The following is a 15,825-nucleotide window of genomic DNA, read 5'->3' as shown; positions in this document are numbered from 1 at the left end:
GGGGGCGTCCGCAAACGAGCCTGTGCGTGTCTGGAGAGCCCCCTCCACCACCGCGCTAACGCACGGTGGTCCCCCTCCCCGCGAGCGGGGAGGATCTCATCTCAACCCCCCAAGATCGCGTCGATCGCGGTCGCCAGCTCGATGTCGCGCTCGGACAGGCCGCCCGCGTCGTGCGTCGTCAGCAGTATCTCCACCCGGTTCCAGACGTTGCTCCACTCGGGATGGTGGTCGGCGCGCTCCGCCAGCAGTGCCACCTGGGTCATAAAGCCGAACGCCTCGGCAAAGTCGGTGAAGACGATCGTGCGCGTGATCGCGTCGCGCGCGTCGTCATAGTCCCACTCGGGCAGGCCATCGAGCGCGTCGGCGCGCTCGGCCTCGCTGAGTTGTTCGATCGCCGCCATGTCGCGCTCCTCTCGCCGCCCACGCCGCTTGCCGCGGCCCGAGCGCGAGCGGTATGGCGCGGGGAATGAACGAGCAAGAGCCGATGGGCGCGGCGCCCTCCGCCGACGCGATCGAGGCGCACGCGCGCGCGGTGATCGCGCGCCTGCCCGACGCCTTCCGCCGCCATCTCGGCGACGTGGTGCTGCTGGTCGAGGAGGAGGCCGACGCCGAGACGCTCGCGGCGCTGGAGATCGATCACCCGCTCGACCTCACCGGGATCTACCACGGCCGCCCGATCGGCGAGAAGAGCGCCTTCGACAGCGCCGCGCTGCCCGACCGCATCCACCTCTACCGCCAAGCGATTTTGGCCGAATGGTGCGAGACCGGGGTGCGGCTCGACGAGCTCGTCGCGCATGTCACCATCCACGAGATCGGCCATCACTTCGGCCTCAGCGACGACGACATGCACGCGCTGGAAGAGGCGGTGGCGGATTGACGCTGCTGGCGGCGCGCGGGCTGACGGTGGCGCGCGGTGGGCGGCTGCTCGCCGAGGGCATCGAGCTGACGCTGGAACGCGGCGCGGCGGCGCTGGTCACCGGCCCGAACGGCGCGGGCAAGTCGTCGCTGCTACGCGTGTTCGCGGGGCTGCTCGCGCCCGCCGCGGGAACGGTGACGTGCGGCGGGCGCGTGGCGTGGATGGGCGAGGCCGCGGCGCTCGACCCCGAGCGCGCGCTCGCCGACGCGCTGCGCTTCTGGGCAGCGCAGGACGACGTGCCCGCGGCGGAGACGCGGGTCGCCGCTGCGTTGTCGGCGGTGGCGCTCGATGATCTCGCCGACGTGCCGGTGCGGCTGCTGTCCACCGGGCAGCGCCGCCGCGCCGCGCTGGCGCGCGTGGTCGCCTCGGGCGCGGAGCTGTGGCTGCTCGACGAGCCGGCGAGCGGGCTCGACGCCGCCGCGGTATCGCGGCTGGCGCTGCTGCTCGAGGGGCATCGCGGCGCCGGCGGCGCGGCGGTGGTGACGACGCACCAGCCGCTCGCGCTGCCGGGCGCGGTCGAGGTGGTGCTGTGACCGCGCTGATCTGGCGTGACGTGCGTCGATATTATGGGGGCGGGGGCGCGACCTTGCTGATCAGCTTTTTCCTGCTGGTCGCGACCTTGTTCCCTTTCGCGATCGGCCCCGACGCGACGCTGCTGGCGCGCGTCGGCGGCGGGGTGATCTGGGCGGCGGCGCTGCTCGCCGCGCTGCTGCCGGTCGAGCGGCTGGTCGCGCCCGACCTCGAGTCCGGGGTAATCGACCAACTCGTCGTCCGCGGCCGGACGCCGGCGACGGTCGCCCTGGCCAAGGTGGCGGCGCATTGGCTGGCGTTCGCGCCGCCGCTGCTGCTCGCGACATTGGTGGCGGCGGCTCTGCTCGATCTCTCGGCCGAGCAGCTGCTGCTGGTGCTGGCCGGGCTGGCGCTCGGGACGCCGGGGCTCGCGGCGCTGGCGGTGGCGACCGCGGCGCTCACCGCGGGGGTGCGCGGCGCGGGCGCGGTGGCGGGGCTGGTGATGCTGCCGCTCGCGGTGCCACTGCTGATCTTCGGCGCGGGAACGCTGACCGGCGGGGCCGGCGGTCTCCAACTGCTCGCCGCGACCAGCCTGGTGCTGCTCGTCGGCGCGCCGCTCGCCGCGGGCGCGGCGATTCGCGCTGCGCTGGAGTGATGGTCGCGCTGGCCTAGCCCGTGCTTCGACTTGCGGCCCATCGTGCGCCCGCGAGCGCGGGGCCGAGGCGCCACGACGTCGCGAACCATCGTTTCGTCCGCTTCGCCCCGGGATTCCGGCGGTCGCGGGGAACAGTCCGCTTTTGACATGGATCAAAGGAGCGACACCCGATCCCGATCGAGCGCGCGCCGCGGCTCCCGGTATTACACCCGATGCGCCCGCCGTGCCGCGCCGCCGCCCGCTACACTCGCCGCGGGGACATGACACGACTCGTGTGACACGAACATGGGGGCAGTAACGGTGCGTACACTCGCGGCATCCTTTCTTCTCGGCATCGCCGCGCTTGCGGGCACGCCCGCCGCGGCGGCGACGCTCGTCGGCAGCGTGCCCGGCGCCCCCGACCCGGGCGCCAGCGGCATACTGACGCTCGACTTCGAGGGCGCGCTGCCCGCCGGGATCGTCTTCGCCGCGGGGAGCACCTATCAGATCCTCCAGGGCTTCCAGCCCAAGCAGGGCTATGCGCCCGCGGGCGACCTGACGCGCTACCTCTCGGTGCCGGGCGGCGGCGTGGCGGGATCGGCGACGCTCGACTTCACCGACTTTGTCGGCGCCGCGCTGGGCGACTTCAGCTTCTACTGGGGCTCGATCGACCGCGCCAACGAACTGATCGTCGAGACCAGCGCGGGCGTGCTCAGCGTGCTGGGCAGCGACCTGATCACGCGCGGCTATGGCAGCGAGACCTCGGCGACGGGCAACCGCCGCGTCGCCGTCGCGCTGGCCGCGGGCGAGACGCTGCGCCGCCTGACCTTCAGCTCGCCGACCTCGTTCGAGCTCGACGACATCGTCTTCCAGCAGGCCACCGGCGGCGCGGTGCCGGAGCCGGCGACGTGGATGACGATGATCGCCGGACTCGGTCTGGTCGGCGCGATGCTGCGGCGGCGCGCGCGCCGCGGCGCAGCGGCCTGAGGCGCGCGCGATGGGCGCGCTGCCGCTCGTCGCGATCGACCCCGCGCCGGTGCGGCACACCGCCGCGGCGCGCGGCGGGGCCGCGTTGGTCCGACGCACCGCTGTAGCGGCGAGCGCGGGAACGCTGCTGCTCGGGCTGTTCGGGCGGATCATGGCCTTCCCGCTCGGTCACGACGAGCAGGGCCATGTCGCCGCGGCACGGCTGGTGTTCCGCGAGCCGCTGTACCAGACGCTCGGCTACAACCACTTCCCCGGCCTGCCGCTGCTGCTCGGCGGCGTCTATGTGCTGACCGGCGCGGACCATCTGCTGCTGGTCGGGCGGCTGCTGGTCGCGGCCTGCTGGATCGCCACCGCCGCGCTGCTGTGGGTCATGGCGCGCGCGCATGTCGCCGTGCCGCGCGAGCGCCTCCCCGCCGCGCTGTTCGCCGGGCTGGCGCTGGCGAGCGGCGGACTGCTCGACCCGGCGGGCATGCTCGTCACCAACAACTTCCTGCCGGTGCCGTTCGCGCTGTTCGGGCTGCACCTGCTGATCGTCGGGATGCGGCGCGAGCGGCCGGCGCCGGTGACCATCGCGGCGGCGGGGTGCAGCCTCGCGCTCGCGGTGATGATGAAGGTGGCGTTCGTCTTCGTGCTGCCCTGCGTCGGGGTCGCCGCGCTGCTGGTGCGGCGCGAGACGCTGTCGCTCGCCGAGCGACTCCGCACCGTAGTGATCCCGCTGCTGCTCGGCGGGCTGGTCGGCGGCACGCCGCTGCTGGTGTATCTCGCGCGCGAGCCCGAGGGGCTGCTGGCGCACACCATCCGCTATTTCACCGGACCGCACCGCGCCTATTGGCAGCAGGCGACCGAGCCCAAGGTGATGACGCTGGCGGGCAAGATCATGGTCGCCGACCAGGTGTGGCTCGGCGCCGGCGGCGCGCTCGCGCTGCTGCTGATCGCGCTGTTCGTCGCGGCGGCGTGGCGCGGGCAGCGCGAGCGCGGTGCGCCGGCCTGGCCGCTCGTGCTGTGCGGCGCGCTGGCGCTGTCGGGCGCGGCGCTGTCGTTCCTGCCGACCCCGGCCTTTCCGCAATATTACCTGCCGCCGCTGCCGTTCGTGGCGGCGACCGTGATCCTCGCCTACGCCGCCGTGCCCGCCAAGGCGCGCGCGCCCGCGACCGCGGCCCTGTGGGCGGGGGCGGCGATCTGCCTCCTCCTGCTCGGGCCGCGGCTGCTCGCGGGCGTGCCCGACTCGCTGCGGCCGGCGCGCTGGGCCGGGGTCGAGGTCCATGCTGACGGCGAGCGGCTGCGCGTGCTGGTCGGCGGCAGCGCCGCGCCGGTCGCGACGCTGGCGCCGATCCTGCCGCTCGAGGGTGGCCTGGCGATCTACCCCGAGTTCGCCAACGGGCCGTTCGTCTACCGGCTCGCACCCTATCTCGCGCCTGCGGACCGCCGCTGGTTCACCACCGCCGCGCCCGCGACGCTCGACGCGTTCCTCGCCGCACGGCCGCCGAGCGCGATCGTCACCGGCTGGGAGACGCCGTTCGATCCGGCGTTCGAGCGCTACGCGCTGGCGCACGGCTATCGCGCCGCGGCGCTGGTGACCGCCCGCGCCCACGCCTTCGTCGCACCGGGAGAGGTGAAGTGACGATGCGCGCTGTCCTGACGTCGCTCGCGGGGAGCGGCGCGCGGTTCGCCAGCGTCGGCGCGATCGCGACGCTGCTCGACGCCTGCCTGTTCCTGCTGCTCGCCGAGCTCGGCACCGACCCGGGGCTGAGCAACGTCGTGTCCTATGCGGTCGCTTCGGTGGTGAACTTCTGGCTCAACCGCGAGTGGACCTTCGCCGCGCGCGAGGGCGCGGTGCTGGCGCAGGCGCTGCGCTTCGCGATCATGGTGCTGATCGGGTTGACGCTGAGCACCGCCATCGTCGCCGAGGCGTCGCTGCTGATCGCGCCAGCCTTCGCCAAATTGCTCGCGATCGCGGTGGTGCTGCCGGTCAACTACACCGTGGCGCGGCTGCTGGTATTCCACCGCCCGGCGCGCACCGCGCTGGCCGAGGCCCGCGCGACGCGGCGGCGGTGAAGCGGCCGTGCGCGACTCACGCCGCGCTGTCGATGCCGAGCTCGCCGAGCTTGCGGTAGAGCGTCGAGCGTCCGATGCCGAGCCGTCGCGCCACCTCGGTCATGCGGCCGCGATAGTGCGTGATCGCCAGCCGGATCAGATCGGCCTCGATCTCCTCGATCGTGCGCAGGTGCCCGTCGGAGCGGAACAGGGGCACGCCCGCCGCCTCGCCGCCGCGGCTCGCCGCGCGCGGGCCGCGCTGGCCCAGCGCCGCGATCTGCGGGAAATCGGCGCGAGTCAGCGTGTCGCCGTCGCACTGCACCGCGGCGCGGAACAGCGCGTCCTGCAGCTGGCGCACGTTGTGCGGCCAGTCGTAGGTCATCAGCAGCATCACCGCGTCGTCGCTGATCGCGAGCTCGCGCAACCCCGGCTGGGTCGCGATCCGCTCGAGCAGGTGGCGCGTCAGCGCGGGGATGTCGCCGGCGCGCTCGCGCAGCGGCGGGATCACCACCGACACCGCGTTGAGGCGGTAGTAGAGGTCCTCGCGGAAGCGCCCGGCGGCGACCTCGTCGAGCAGGCGCTTGTTGGTGGCGGCGATCACGCGCACGTCGACCGCGCGCGCGTGGCGCCCGCCGAGCGGCAGCACCTCGCCCGACTGGAGCGCGGACAGCAGCCGGCGCTGCGCGTCGAGCGGCAGGTGATCGACCTCGTCGAGGAAGAGCGTGCCGCCGTCAGCCTCGACCATGCGGCCGGTCTTGCGCTGGAACGCGCCGGGGAAAGCGCCCTCCTCATGGCCGAACAGCGCGCTCTCGATCTGGTTGGCGGGAATCGCGCCGCAGTTGAGCGTGATCCGCGGCGCCTCCGCGCGCGGGCTGGCGGCGTGGATCGCCTCGGCGACGACTTCCTTGCCGACGCCGCTCTCGCCCTCGATCAGCACGGGGACGCGCGCGCGCGCCGCTTTGGCCGCGATCGTCAGCGCGGCGCGGAACTCGGGTGCGGTGCCGATGATCTCGTCGAAGCCCAGCATCGCCGGGATTTTCTCGGTCAGCGGGCGCAGCTCGCCCGCCGCAGTGGCGGCGACCGCGCGGTCGAGCGCCTGGAGCAGCCGTTCGGGCGCGAGCGGTTTGGCGAGATAGTCGGTCGCGCCGGCGCGCATCGCGTCCACCGCCTGCGCCACCGAGGCCTGCGCGGTGAGCATCAGGATCGGCAGCTGCGCGCGATAGCCGCGCAGCTCGCCGATCAGCTCGGCCGGGTCCCAGCCCGCGCTGCCCGGATCGAGCAGGATCGCGTCGAGCTGCATGCCGTCGGGCGTGGCGAGCGTCGCCACCGCCGCGGCGGGATCGTCCGCGAACACGATTCGCCACCCGCCGCGCGCGGCGAGCGTCGCGATCACGCGACGCTGTGCCGCGTCCTCGTCGATCAGCATCAGCAGACGTTGTCCGTTACGCGTCATGTCTGGCCTATCGTCCCGTGGCTCCCTGCCTATCGCCTAACCGCTGCGAGTAAAGGCGGGCTTAAGCCGCAACGGTGATATTGCCTCCGCGAGAGCGCGCCTCTACGCTGCCGAAGACGATAGTGACAAATATGAGGAAAAGATGGCGGAGAGTGGCGCGGGGCGCGGCGACATCAAGGCGCACGAGGCGACCTATTCCGGCATGATCGGCTGGTTGAAGTACGGCGCGGTGATCTGCTTTCTCCTCGCCTTCTTCGTTATCTGGCTGATCGCGTAACCGCGGCGTGAAGATCGCGGTCGTCAGCGAGCAGGCATCGGGCGAGCGCCGCGTCGCCGCCACGCCCGAGACCGCACGCAAGTTCATCGCGCTGGGCGCCGAGGTCGCGGTCGAGGCCGGCGCGGGTGCGGGCGCGGCGATCGCCGATCCGGACTATGCCGCCGCGGGCGCCGCGCTGGGCGACCGCGCCGCGACGCTGGCGGGCGCCGAGATCGTGCTGGCGGTGCAGCCGCCCGCGCCCGATTCGCTCGCCGGGATCGCGCCGGGCGCCTGGGTGGTGGCGATCATGGCGCCGTTCGGCGACGGTCGCGCGCGAGTCGAGGGCTATGCCGCGGCGGGCTACGAGGCGCTGGCGATGGACCTGATGCCGCGGATCACGCGCGCGCAGTCGATGGACGTGCTGTCGTCGCAGTCGAACCTGGCGGGCTACAAGGCGGTGATCGACGCCGCGGCGGAATATGGCCGCGCCTTCCCGATGATGATGACCGCGGCGGGCACCGTCTCGGCGGCGCGGGTGTTCGTGATGGGTGTCGGGGTCGCCGGGCTGCAGGCGATCGCCACGGCGCGGCGGCTCGGCGCGCAGGTCTCCGCCACCGACGTGCGCTCGGCGACCAAGGAGCAGATCCTGTCGCTCGGCGCCAAGCCGGTGTTCGTCGAGGCGGTGGCGGGGATCGAGGGCGAGGGCAGCGGCGGCTATGCCGGCGAGATGTCGTCCGAGTATCAGAAGGCGCAGGCCGAGCTGGTGTCGGCGCACATCGCCAAGCAGGATATCGTGATCACCACCGCGCTGATCCCGGGGCGCGCGGCGCCGCGGCTGGTCAGCGACGCGCAGCTGGCGACGATGCGCCCGGGCAGCGTGCTGGTCGACCTGGCGGTGGAACAGGGCGGCAACGTCGAGGGCGCGGTAGCGGGCGAGATCGTCGAGCGTCACGGCGTGCGCATCATCGGGCACCGCAACACGGCGTCGCGGCTCGCGGCCGATTCGGCGGCGCTCTATTCGCGCAACCTGTACAACTTCCTCTCGACCTTCTGGGACAAGGAGCAGGGCCGCCCGGTGCTCGACGCCGAGATCGGCGACGCGGTGCGGCTGACGCGCGGCGGCGCAGTGGTCAACGCGAGGCTGGTGTCGTGAGGGGGCCCCAATGTTCTCTTACAGACTAGAATGATGGTGGCGGACCTCCTTCTCGATCCTCCCCTGAAAGGGGAGGTGGCGCGCGAAGCGCGACGGAGGGGTATCGCCCGTCGTGAGTCCACCGACACTCGCCGGCCGGGTCACCCCTCCGTCAGGCCTGCGGCCTGCCACCTCCCCTCGCAGGGGAGGATCTAGGTGCTGCAAGGGCAAGAAGGTGTGGCCGCGCGGGCACGGGCAGCGCGACAGGCCATGTCGCTACCAGAAGTCCTTTTCTGGCGCGCGTTGCGTGACCGGCCAGGTGGCTTCAATTTCCGCCGCCAGCATCCGTCCGGCCCGTATGTCGCCGACTTCTACTGCCACGCCGCACGCCTGATCATCGAGCTCGACAGCGAGGCGCACGAGCGCGGCGACCGCCCCGCGCGCGACGCCGCCCGCGACGCCTGGTTCGCCCAACGCGGCCTCTTCACCGCCCGCCTCGCCGCGTGCGACGTGCTCGACGACCTCGACGCCGTCGTCCGCCACCTCGTCACGCTCGCCGCCACCCGCACCGCCGGAGCACAATGATGGACTTCGTCGCGATCCTGTCGATCTTCGTGCTGGCGTGTTTCGTCGGCTATTACGTCGTCTGGTCGGTCACGCCCGCGCTGCACACGCCGCTGATGGCGGTGACCAACGCCATCTCCAGCGTCATCATCGTCGGCGCGCTGATCGCGGGCGCGGCGGCGGGGAGCACCGGCTCGAAATGGCTCGGGCTCGCCGCGGTGGTGCTCGCCAGCGTCAACATCTTCGGCGGCTTCGCGGTGACGCAGCGGATGCTCGCCATGTACAGGAAGAAGGAACGGCCGGCACCGCGGCCGTGAGGGGGAGAGCCAAGTGGAGCATGTCGCGGTGAACCCCTGGGTCGCGCTGGCCTATCTCGTCGCCGGCGTGTGCTTCATCCTGGCGCTGCGCGGGCTCTCCAGCCCCGCCACCAGCCAGCGTGGCAACCGCCTCGGCATGATCGGCATGGGCGTGGCGGTGGTGACGACGCTCGTCACGCACGTGCCGCTCACCGCCACGCTGATCGAGGGCGCGGATTATGCCGCTTTGATCGCGCGCGTCGATTACGCCGCGGCGTTCGAGATCGTCGCCGCGATCGCGCTGGGCGCGGTGATCGGCGTCGGTGTGGCGCGGCGGATCGCGATGACTGCGATGCCGCAGCTCGTCGCCGCCTTCCACAGCCTGGTCGGGCTCGCCGCGGTGCTGGTCGCCGCGGCGGCTTTCCTCAACCCCGTCGCCTTCGGCATCGCGGTGCCGGTGCTCTTCCCCGATGGCAGCGCGGTGGCGCTGATCAACCCGGTCAGCCGGGTCGAGATGGGGCTCGGCGTGGCGATCGGCGCGATCACCTTCTCGGGCAGCGTGATCGCCTTTCTCAAGCTCAACGGCAACATGGGCGGCAAGCCGATCCTGCTGCCGGCGCGGCACGCGATCAACCTCGGCGTGCTCGCCGCGATCCTCCTGCTCGTGGCCTATTTCACCGTCGACCAGTCGCCCTGGGTGTTCTGGACGGTGACGCTGCTGTCGTTCGCGATCGGCTTCCTGCTGATCGTGCCGATCGGCGGCGCCGACATGCCGGTGGTCGTGTCGATGCTCAACAGCTATTCGGGCTGGGCCGCGGCGGCGATGGGATTCACGCTGCACAATAGCGCGATGATCATCACCGGCGCGCTGGTCGGCTCGTCCGGCGCGATCCTCAGCTACATCATGTGCCGCGCGATGAATCGCAGCTTCGTCAGCGTGATCGCGGGCGGTTTCGGCGCCGAGGCGGGCGCCGGCGGCGGCGGCGCGGCGGCGAGCGACCGCGCGTGGAAGCGCGGCTCGGCCGAGGACGCCGCCTTCCTGATGAGCCAGGCCGAGCAGGTGATCATCGTGCCCGGCTACGGCATGGCGGTGGCGCAGGCGCAGCACGTGCTGCGCGAAATGGCGGACAAGCTCAAGGCGCACGGCGTCCGCGTGAAATATGCCATCCACCCGGTGGCAGGGCGCATGCCCGGTCACATGAACGTGCTGCTCGCCGAGGCGAACGTCCCCTATGACGAGGTGTTCGAGCTGGAGGACATCAACTCCGAGTTCGCGCAGACCGACGTGGCGTTCGTGATCGGCGCCAACGACGTCACCAACCCGGCGGCGAAGACCGACCGTAGCTCGCCGATCTACGGCATGCCCGTGCTCGACGTCGAAAAGGCCAAAACGGTTCTCTTCATCAAGCGCTCGATGGGCGGAGTCGGCTATGCTGGAGTCGACAACGAGGTCTTCTACCGGGACAATACGATGATGCTGCTCGCCGACGCCAAGAAGATGGTGGAAGAGATCGTCAAGTCGCTCGACTGACGCCATGGCCCTGCCGTTCTATCATGCCGCCGGTCCGGCCACGCCCGCGTTCGCGCTCGCCAGCCTGAACGGCGCCGGTGCGCTCGACGCGCGCGAGGCGATCGCGCTGCTCGGCGGCACGATCGTCGCGCACCACCCGCTCGCCGAGGCGCCTGATGCGCTCGCCCGCTCCGACGGCGCGCCCGCGATCGTGCTCGACCTCGCCGGCGCCGACGACGCGCTGGCGCATGACGTCGTCGCCGCGGTGGACTCGCTCGCGGCGGCGCGGGGATGGCGTGTCATCGTCGCTTTCTCGCTGGCGCAGATCGATCCCGTCGTCGCCGCCTTGGGCGAGGAAGCGGGCGCGGTGCAGCTGCTGTGCGAGCCCGACCGCGCCGAGTGGATCGGCGCGCTCGCGGTGGCGGCTCACCTCGGCGGCGGAGGCGTGCGCTCGCCCGAGCGCGACTCCGAGCGGCTGGCGCGGCTCAGCGCCGAGGTGGCGCGGATCGCGGCGCTGCTGGCGCAGCTGAGCGACGGCGATGTCGGGCTCGACCGCGCCGAAGAGCCGCGGCTCGCCTTCCACGCCGCCCCCGCCGCCGCGGTGACGGTCACCGCCGCGCAGCTGCGCGCCGTGCTGCGCGCACGGCGGCTGCGCGACCGCTTCCTCGGCAAGGGCCTGTGCGAGGATCCCGCGTGGGACATGCTGCTCGACCTCTACGCCTCGCGGCTGGAGGGGCGGCGGGTCTCGGTCTCAAGCCTGTGCATCGCCGCCGCGGTGGCGCCGACCACCGCGCTGCGCTGGATCACGCGGCTGACCGAGCGGCGGCTGCTCGCGCGCACGCCCGATCCGGGCGACCGCCGCCGCGTCTTCATCGGGCTGACCGATGAGGCGGTGCGCGCGCTCCAGGCCTATCTCGGCGCGCTCGCGGAGGCGGGGCTGCCGCTGGCGTGAGCGGGGCGGGGAGGCGCCGTCACACGCCGACGATATAGCGACTCTTGCTGCGCATCACGGTTCGCAGCACCGCAATGACCGCCACGCAGATCCCCACCACGAGCAGGCTGATCAGCAACGCGTTGAGCAAAGTGGCGTCGATCACCACGCCCTTGCCCTCCAGCACGCGCAGCACGCTCGCGAAATAGCCATGGAGGAAGAAGATGCCGAAGGAATATTTGGCGAGCACGTCGATCACCACCGAGCGCAGCGCCTGGGTGCGCACCGTGACCGCGTGCATGCAGCCGAGCATCACGATCTTCACCGGCCATTGCGTGTGATCGTCGAGCCACGCGGACAGGCTCCACAGGCCGATCAGGAGCACCAGCGCGAGCGGCCAGAGCCGCCGCGCGACCGGCTCGATCTGCAGCCGGTAGCGTGACGCCACCATGCCGAAGAGGAAGATGGGCACGTAATGCGCCGCAGCGACCGGCGGCATCTCGTTGAACTCGGGACGCTCGAACAGCGTCATCGAGCCGACCAGCGCGAGCGGCAGCGCCAGCCAGTACGCGTTGTGGCGGTCGATCAGGCGCAGCAGCGGCGTTGCGGCGTAGATGATCATGATCATCGGCACGAACCACAGCGGCCCGAGGTGAAGTCCGGTGGCGTAGAGGTAGAGCGGCAGCTGCCAGGCCGCCAGCTGGCTGAGATCGACGTGCGGGTGCGTCTTGTGCCCGAACGCGTACACCGCGACCGCTGGGGCCGAGACGATCAAATAGGGGATCACCACGTTACGGACGCGACCCTCGAGGAAGGTGCGATAAGGCCGGTTGAGCGAGAGCGCGTGGAAAAGATAGCCGGCGGCGAAGGTGAAACCGATGTTGATCTCGCGGAAGTCGATCGTCACCGTCCTGGGCACGCTATGAAGCGCGCCCCACACGTGGGTGAGCACCACCATGAAGGCGGCGGCGGCGCGGATCTGCTGAATCGAGTAGATCAGCTCGCGCTTGTGATGCGTGGCGCTGTGCTGGACGGTCGCGCCGGTGCCGTCCGCGGACGCGGCTGCAAGATCCATGAATGTTGACCCCCGATAACCCAGCCCGGCACGGCGGCCGGATCCCTGCACCTCAACCTACGTCGAAAGCGCAGATTCCGCAAATTTGGGTCAGGAGTGCGTGCCTTGATGGGACTTGGCGGCGAGGGAGCTGGCAACGAGAGGGAAGCGCGGCCAGCACACTGTCGGCCAGGCTGGCGCCTTCGGGTTACGCCATGGCCGAGGGAACCACCGGTGCCTTGGCAGTCCTTTGTATCAGGAAGGCCCGCGTGATCCGTTGGCCGACCCTCTTGGTAAAGACTTCCACCGGCTCGAACGCGATGGCGGCGGCGATGCTGATCACGATCGACCCGACGGCGATGGCGAAGGCGGTGGCGCCATTCAGGAGACCGCGGTGCTCGCACCACACGATCGCGAATGAGGTCAGTGAAATCAGAACCGGAAAGTGGACGAGGTACACCGGGAACGAGACTTTACCGAGAAAACGAGAGAACCGGCCCGACAGCACCCACATGGCCAGCGGATTGCAGAAGATGGCGATGACAACGATCGGCGCGATGACAGGCGAAATGACGCCATCATAGTGCGTCGCCATCGCGAACCCGGAGGCGAGCGCGCCGACGGGGAGGATGACATAGCTGGCCGCTATCATCAGACGGTTCGTCGCCCAGCGCTGAACGATGCCGACCGAGCGAGCATAAGCGATCCAGATACCCAGGAGGAAGTCCGCGTACATACCGCACGGAAACGTCGCCAGCAGCAGAAGTCCGGCGAGGCTCACGACGAGGGCGGGCATGTGCCTGGTCGAGGACCAGGCGAAAAGTATCACGAAGGTGACGATCGAGCCGAGGAGTTCGATCGACATGGTCCACAGGAAGGGGCCGTATTGCTCGTTCGGATCCGACGACAGGAACACGCCATGGGTCGCGAACGAGATCATGCCCGTGAGGCTCATGGGCGCGAGCGCCATCTGGCTGAGCCACGCCGAACGGCGCACGATCTGCCCCGCTTCGACGTTGAACGTCAGACCGACGGTGACCAGTGTGAAGACGATGGCCGATACCGCGACGATCGGAATAAGCAGTCGAGGGATCCGGCGCAGGGCGAGACCGGTCACCTGATCGATGCCTCGACCGGCGAAGAAGCCCGAACTCAAGGCTTCCCCCGACAATACGAAAAATATGGCGACGGCGAGACGGCCGTTCAGGCAGGTTAGCACGGGGTTCTGAAAATGAGGGAAGCGAACACCGAACACTTCCCCGACGAAGTGGTATAGCAGCACTGCCAGTGCTGCCCAGCCACGAATACCGTCCAGCTCCGGCAGGCGTTTGCCCGCCTGCCGGTTCAACGTCGCCTGCATCTGTGAACCCCCCGGCCCCGATTTGGCACGGCCACTAGCAGGAGAAATCAGCCGCGAAAATCGCCACCGGCCTACAAGAACATCCGAAGTGACGCAGAGTTACCAACCAAACCGTTGCGAAATCGTTTGTGCCATGACCGATGCAGTGGTTGCGGGCATAAGCAGGTCTCTCAGCGCGAGCCGACGTTCGTACCTCTTGCTCCCTTCTATCGAGCGTGTAGAGGGAGCGCGTAACGGCGGTACCGAGGCATCCCTCGCGCCGGGCGCTTAGCTCAGCTGGTAGAGCGGCTCGTTTACACCGAGTAGGTCGGCGGTTCGAACCCGTCAGCGCCCACCACCGCCGTGCCGCCGCCCCCTCTTACCCCAGCCCGACCCAGCTGCTCGCCAGGTACAGCTCGATCATCCGCAGCCCCTTGGCGCTGAGCGTCACCAGCGAGCGGCGACGGTCGTCGACGTCGGCGCGGCGCACCACCAGCCCGCGCGACTCGAGCTTGCCGAGGCAGCGCAGCGCGGTGCTGGGCGGCACCGCGGCGCCGATGCAGGCGCTCGACACCGGCACCAGCGCGCCGCGGCCGTGATGGATGTAGAGATCGAGCAGCATGTCCCAGGCGGCCTCGCCGAACAGGTCGGTGCCGAACAGCCGGTCGCGCGAGCGGCGCTCCTGGTACATCAGCTCGGCGCGCTCGAGCAGCCCGGGCGCGGGTGCCGGCTGCTGCGCCTCCTTGGCGCGGAGTCGCTCGAGCAGCGCCTCGATCTCACGGATGGCGCAGCCCAGCTCCTCGCGCGTGGCAGGTTCGTGCCTCATCGGCCGCCTCCCGCCGCTGGTGGGTCCAGTCGAACTCGCGCGCCCCCGCGCGCAGCCGGCGGTGATGCCGCGCCACGCCGATCACCAGCAGCAGCAGCCCCGGATAGGCCAGCCACGCCGCCACGCGCGTGTAGACGATCGGCAGCACCGCCGGATCGTAGGCGCGCACGCCGTGAGTCATCACCGTCAGCGCGTGGAAGGCGGTGAGATACAGCGGCCAGAAGCGGTCCGCCGTGAGGCTCACCGCGACCAGCCCGGCGAGCAGCGCGGTGTCGATCGCCACCCGCTGCCACTCGACGTGAAAGTAGGTGTAACCGCGCACGTGCGGCAGCAGGTAGGAGGCGATCGCCGCCGTCAGCAGCAGCGCCGCCACCCAGCGTTCCGGCGCGCCGCCGCGCCGGAAGGCATAGAGGCAGGTGCCCAGCAGCACCGCGGCGAAGACGAGGACTCGCGTCATCGGCCGCTTTCCCGATCATGTTGATCACGTTCGCTCCGCCGCGGCTCAGGCGGTGAAGCCGGGGCGGGGGTCCTGCTTGTCGGTATCGCCGTACAGCCGCACGTCGAGCCCGCGCGCCTTGGCCAGCGCCTCGAGCAGGCGGTGGACGTCGGCGGTGGCGCCCTGCGCGCCGCTGATCTGCACCGCGACGTCGCTGATCCCGGCGCGGATCGACTTGCCGACGATCGGCGCGATGTTCTGCTCGATGCGCGCGTCGATGAGCGCCGCCATGAGCCGGCCGCACACCGCGAAGGCGCGGTCCTGCAGCATCTCGAGCTCGCGCAGCAGCGTGGCCACCGCCTCGACCTCGACCGAGGCGGACTCACCGCGCGAGCTGCGCGACGACGTCGCTGAGGGTGCGGACGAAGAGAGCGAAAAGACCGAAGCCGGTGACGAGGCCGAATATGATAGCGCCGAGCCAGAAGAGGCGCTGTGCGACAGTGAGGTCATTACCATCCCCTTTGCGGAACGGCAGCCACGAGGCGGCGGGGGCGTGTGTCGGCGCTCCCGTCCCGACCGTGGCGGCCGGTGCCGGTGCGTCATCGCCCGGCGGCGACGGCTCTGCGGTCGGCAGGGGGGTGGGGTCTCCCACCGAGAAGCGACCCCTCGCATCGGGGTGGGCGGCCTCATAGGCGGCCAGAGCGGCGGCCGCGGCGGGGCGGCCGCCGACGCCGAGCAGCGCGGTGGCCTCGGTGAGGTAGCCGCTGGCGGTATTCTCCGAGATGGCGAGCGCGCGCGCGATCTCCTTCACGCGGTAGCGCTGGTGGTAGAGGCGCAGGCATTCCCGTTGCCGGGTCGTCAGTTTGGCGAATCGGTCCGGCGACATGGTCCCGAGATGGGATAGCGCGCGATCCAAGTCATCAACCAAGATGCGGGGCGCGTGCCGC

The 15,825-nt window shown here is 70.9% G+C and carries 20 protein-coding genes and 1 tRNA gene; 13 read left to right on the top strand and 8 right to left on the bottom strand.

The features are described 5' to 3' along the window. Positions 1-101 precede the first annotated feature (101 nt). Complete coding sequence (locus tag FHY03_RS04565) at positions 102-401, bottom strand: 4a-hydroxytetrahydrobiopterin dehydratase (RefSeq protein WP_183924206.1); 300 nt, start codon at positions 399-401, stop codon at positions 102-104. Between the two features lie 65 nt (positions 402-466). Between FHY03_RS04565 and FHY03_RS04560 the strand changes: the two genes are divergently transcribed. From FHY03_RS04560 to FHY03_RS04535, 6 genes are all read left to right on the top strand, one after another. Then, on the top strand, positions 467-877 hold the full coding sequence (locus FHY03_RS04560; RefSeq protein WP_183924204.1) for a metallopeptidase family protein: 411 nt from the start codon (positions 467-469) through the stop codon (positions 875-877). Then, positions 874-1,449 (top strand): heme ABC exporter ATP-binding protein CcmA, encoded by a 576-nt coding sequence (gene ccmA / locus FHY03_RS04555; protein ID WP_183924401.1) that lies wholly within the window; start codon positions 874-876, stop codon positions 1,447-1,449. The genes FHY03_RS04560 and ccmA overlap by 4 nt, the downstream gene beginning before the upstream one ends. Beyond that, positions 1,446-2,081, top strand: coding sequence for a heme exporter protein CcmB (locus FHY03_RS04550; RefSeq protein WP_183928997.1), 636 nt, complete (start codon positions 1,446-1,448; stop codon positions 2,079-2,081). The genes ccmA and FHY03_RS04550 overlap by 4 nt, the downstream gene beginning before the upstream one ends. 300 nt (positions 2,082-2,381) lie before the next feature. Then, positions 2,382-3,047, top strand: coding sequence for a PEPxxWA-CTERM sorting domain-containing protein (locus FHY03_RS20715; protein ID WP_311721302.1), 666 nt, complete (start codon positions 2,382-2,384; stop codon positions 3,045-3,047). Positions 3,048-3,057: 10 nt separating this feature from the next. Beyond that, positions 3,058-4,668 (top strand): hypothetical protein, encoded by a 1,611-nt coding sequence (locus tag FHY03_RS04540; protein ID WP_183928995.1) that lies wholly within the window; start codon positions 3,058-3,060, stop codon positions 4,666-4,668. A 2-nt stretch (positions 4,669-4,670) separates the two neighbouring features. Next, positions 4,671-5,102, top strand: a complete 432-nt coding sequence (locus tag FHY03_RS04535) for a GtrA family protein (RefSeq protein ID WP_183924198.1) — start codon at positions 4,671-4,673, stop codon at positions 5,100-5,102. A gap of 16 nt (positions 5,103-5,118) precedes the next feature. On the opposite strand, the gene FHY03_RS04530 is transcribed toward FHY03_RS04535, so the two are convergent. Next, entirely contained in the window at positions 5,119-6,534 is a 1,416-nt protein-coding gene (locus tag FHY03_RS04530) for a sigma-54 dependent transcriptional regulator (RefSeq protein ID WP_183924196.1), read from the bottom strand. A gap of 142 nt (positions 6,535-6,676) precedes the next feature. Here FHY03_RS04530 and FHY03_RS04525 point away from each other — a divergent pair, with 142 nt between their 5' ends. The 6 genes from FHY03_RS04525 (at position 6,677) to FHY03_RS04500 (ending at position 11,244) form a co-directional block, all read left to right on the top strand. Further along, entirely contained in the window at positions 6,677-6,811 is a 135-nt protein-coding gene (locus FHY03_RS04525; RefSeq protein ID WP_183924194.1) for an aa3-type cytochrome c oxidase subunit IV, read from the top strand. Between the two features lie 7 nt (positions 6,812-6,818). Then, positions 6,819-7,943, top strand: a complete 1,125-nt coding sequence (locus FHY03_RS04520; RefSeq protein ID WP_183928993.1) for an NAD(P) transhydrogenase subunit alpha — start codon at positions 6,819-6,821, stop codon at positions 7,941-7,943. 249 nt (positions 7,944-8,192) lie between these two features. Further along, entirely contained in the window at positions 8,193-8,507 is a 315-nt protein-coding gene (locus FHY03_RS04515) for an endonuclease domain-containing protein (RefSeq protein WP_221189964.1), read from the top strand. Beyond that, on the top strand, positions 8,507-8,803 hold the full coding sequence (locus tag FHY03_RS04510) for an NAD(P) transhydrogenase subunit alpha (protein WP_183928989.1): 297 nt from the start codon (positions 8,507-8,509) through the stop codon (positions 8,801-8,803). Before FHY03_RS04515 ends, FHY03_RS04510 begins: the two co-directional genes overlap by 1 nt. Positions 8,804-8,816: 13 nt before the next feature. Next, positions 8,817-10,313, top strand: coding sequence for an NAD(P)(+) transhydrogenase (Re/Si-specific) subunit beta (locus FHY03_RS04505; RefSeq protein ID WP_183928987.1), 1,497 nt, complete (start codon positions 8,817-8,819; stop codon positions 10,311-10,313). 4 nt (positions 10,314-10,317) lie between these two features. Further along, complete coding sequence (locus FHY03_RS04500) at positions 10,318-11,244, top strand: winged helix DNA-binding protein (RefSeq protein ID WP_183928985.1); 927 nt, start codon at positions 10,318-10,320, stop codon at positions 11,242-11,244. Positions 11,245-11,263: 19 nt separating this feature from the next. Here the strand turns inward: FHY03_RS04500 and FHY03_RS04495 are convergent, their stop codons facing one another. Then, positions 11,264-12,298: an acyltransferase gene (locus FHY03_RS04495; protein WP_183928983.1), complete on the bottom strand. Its 1,035-nt coding sequence runs from the start codon at positions 12,296-12,298 to the stop codon at positions 11,264-11,266. 187 nt (positions 12,299-12,485) lie between these two features. Then, entirely contained in the window at positions 12,486-13,637 is a 1,152-nt protein-coding gene (locus FHY03_RS04490) for an acyltransferase (protein ID WP_183928981.1), read from the bottom strand. 261 nt (positions 13,638-13,898) lie between these two features. Between FHY03_RS04490 and FHY03_RS04485 the strand changes: the two genes are divergently transcribed. Then, positions 13,899-13,974: transfer RNA gene (locus FHY03_RS04485), tRNA-Val, on the top strand. Positions 13,975-13,995: 21 nt separating this feature from the next. On the opposite strand, the gene FHY03_RS04480 is transcribed toward FHY03_RS04485, so the two are convergent. The 4 genes from FHY03_RS04480 to FHY03_RS04465 are packed head-to-tail and all read right to left on the bottom strand — an operon-like array spanning position 13,996 to position 15,764. Beyond that, positions 13,996-14,442: a winged helix DNA-binding protein gene (locus FHY03_RS04480; RefSeq protein WP_183924045.1), complete on the bottom strand. Its 447-nt coding sequence runs from the start codon at positions 14,440-14,442 to the stop codon at positions 13,996-13,998. Then, positions 14,393-14,899 (bottom strand): hypothetical protein, encoded by a 507-nt coding sequence (locus FHY03_RS04475; RefSeq protein ID WP_183928979.1) that lies wholly within the window; start codon positions 14,897-14,899, stop codon positions 14,393-14,395. The genes FHY03_RS04480 and FHY03_RS04475 overlap by 50 nt, the downstream gene beginning before the upstream one ends. 45 nt (positions 14,900-14,944) lie before the next feature. Continuing rightward, positions 14,945-15,235: a hypothetical protein gene (locus tag FHY03_RS04470; RefSeq protein ID WP_183924041.1), complete on the bottom strand. Its 291-nt coding sequence runs from the start codon at positions 15,233-15,235 to the stop codon at positions 14,945-14,947. A 25-nt stretch (positions 15,236-15,260) separates the two neighbouring features. Next, a complete protein-coding gene (locus FHY03_RS04465) occupies positions 15,261-15,764 on the bottom strand; it encodes a response regulator transcription factor (RefSeq protein WP_183924038.1) in 504 nt (167 codons plus the stop codon). Positions 15,765-15,825: the final 61 nt, after the last annotated feature.

It is taken from the genome of Sphingomonas sp. BK345, assembly GCF_014193845.1.
Classification (GTDB): Bacteria; Pseudomonadota; Alphaproteobacteria; order Sphingomonadales; family Sphingomonadaceae; genus Sphingomonas.
The sequence above is the reverse complement of the archived record's forward strand: the minus strand, read 5'-3'. Positions and strand labels throughout refer to the sequence as shown.

Excerpts from the sequence above, each read along its gene's own strand:
- FHY03_RS04565 (WP_183924206.1), bottom strand. The coding sequence starts at position 401 with ATGGCGGCGATCGAACAACTCAGCGAGGCCGAGCGCGCCGACGCGCTC.
- FHY03_RS04560 (WP_183924204.1), top strand. The coding sequence starts at position 467 with ATGAACGAGCAAGAGCCGATGGGCGCGGCGCCCTCCGCCGACGCGATC.
- FHY03_RS04540 (WP_183928995.1), top strand. The coding sequence starts at position 3,058 with ATGGGCGCGCTGCCGCTCGTCGCGATCGACCCCGCGCCGGTGCGGCAC.
- FHY03_RS04535 (WP_183924198.1), top strand. The coding sequence starts at position 4,671 with ATGCGCGCTGTCCTGACGTCGCTCGCGGGGAGCGGCGCGCGGTTCGCC.
- FHY03_RS04530 (WP_183924196.1), bottom strand. The coding sequence starts at position 6,534 with ATGACGCGTAACGGACAACGTCTGCTGATGCTGATCGACGAGGACGCG.
- FHY03_RS04525 (WP_183924194.1), top strand. The coding sequence starts at position 6,677 with ATGGCGGAGAGTGGCGCGGGGCGCGGCGACATCAAGGCGCACGAGGCG.
- FHY03_RS04515 (WP_221189964.1), top strand. The coding sequence starts at position 8,193 with ATGTCGCTACCAGAAGTCCTTTTCTGGCGCGCGTTGCGTGACCGGCCA.
- FHY03_RS04510 (WP_183928989.1), top strand. The coding sequence starts at position 8,507 with ATGGACTTCGTCGCGATCCTGTCGATCTTCGTGCTGGCGTGTTTCGTC.
- FHY03_RS04500 (WP_183928985.1), top strand. The coding sequence starts at position 10,318 with ATGGCCCTGCCGTTCTATCATGCCGCCGGTCCGGCCACGCCCGCGTTC.
- FHY03_RS04495 (WP_183928983.1), bottom strand. The coding sequence starts at position 12,298 with ATGGATCTTGCAGCCGCGTCCGCGGACGGCACCGGCGCGACCGTCCAG.
- FHY03_RS04490 (WP_183928981.1), bottom strand. The coding sequence starts at position 13,637 with ATGCAGGCGACGTTGAACCGGCAGGCGGGCAAACGCCTGCCGGAGCTG.
- FHY03_RS04480 (WP_183924045.1), bottom strand. The coding sequence starts at position 14,442 with ATGAGGCACGAACCTGCCACGCGCGAGGAGCTGGGCTGCGCCATCCGT.
- FHY03_RS04475 (WP_183928979.1), bottom strand. The coding sequence starts at position 14,899 with ATGACGCGAGTCCTCGTCTTCGCCGCGGTGCTGCTGGGCACCTGCCTC.
- FHY03_RS04465 (WP_183924038.1), bottom strand. The coding sequence starts at position 15,764 with ATGTCGCCGGACCGATTCGCCAAACTGACGACCCGGCAACGGGAATGC.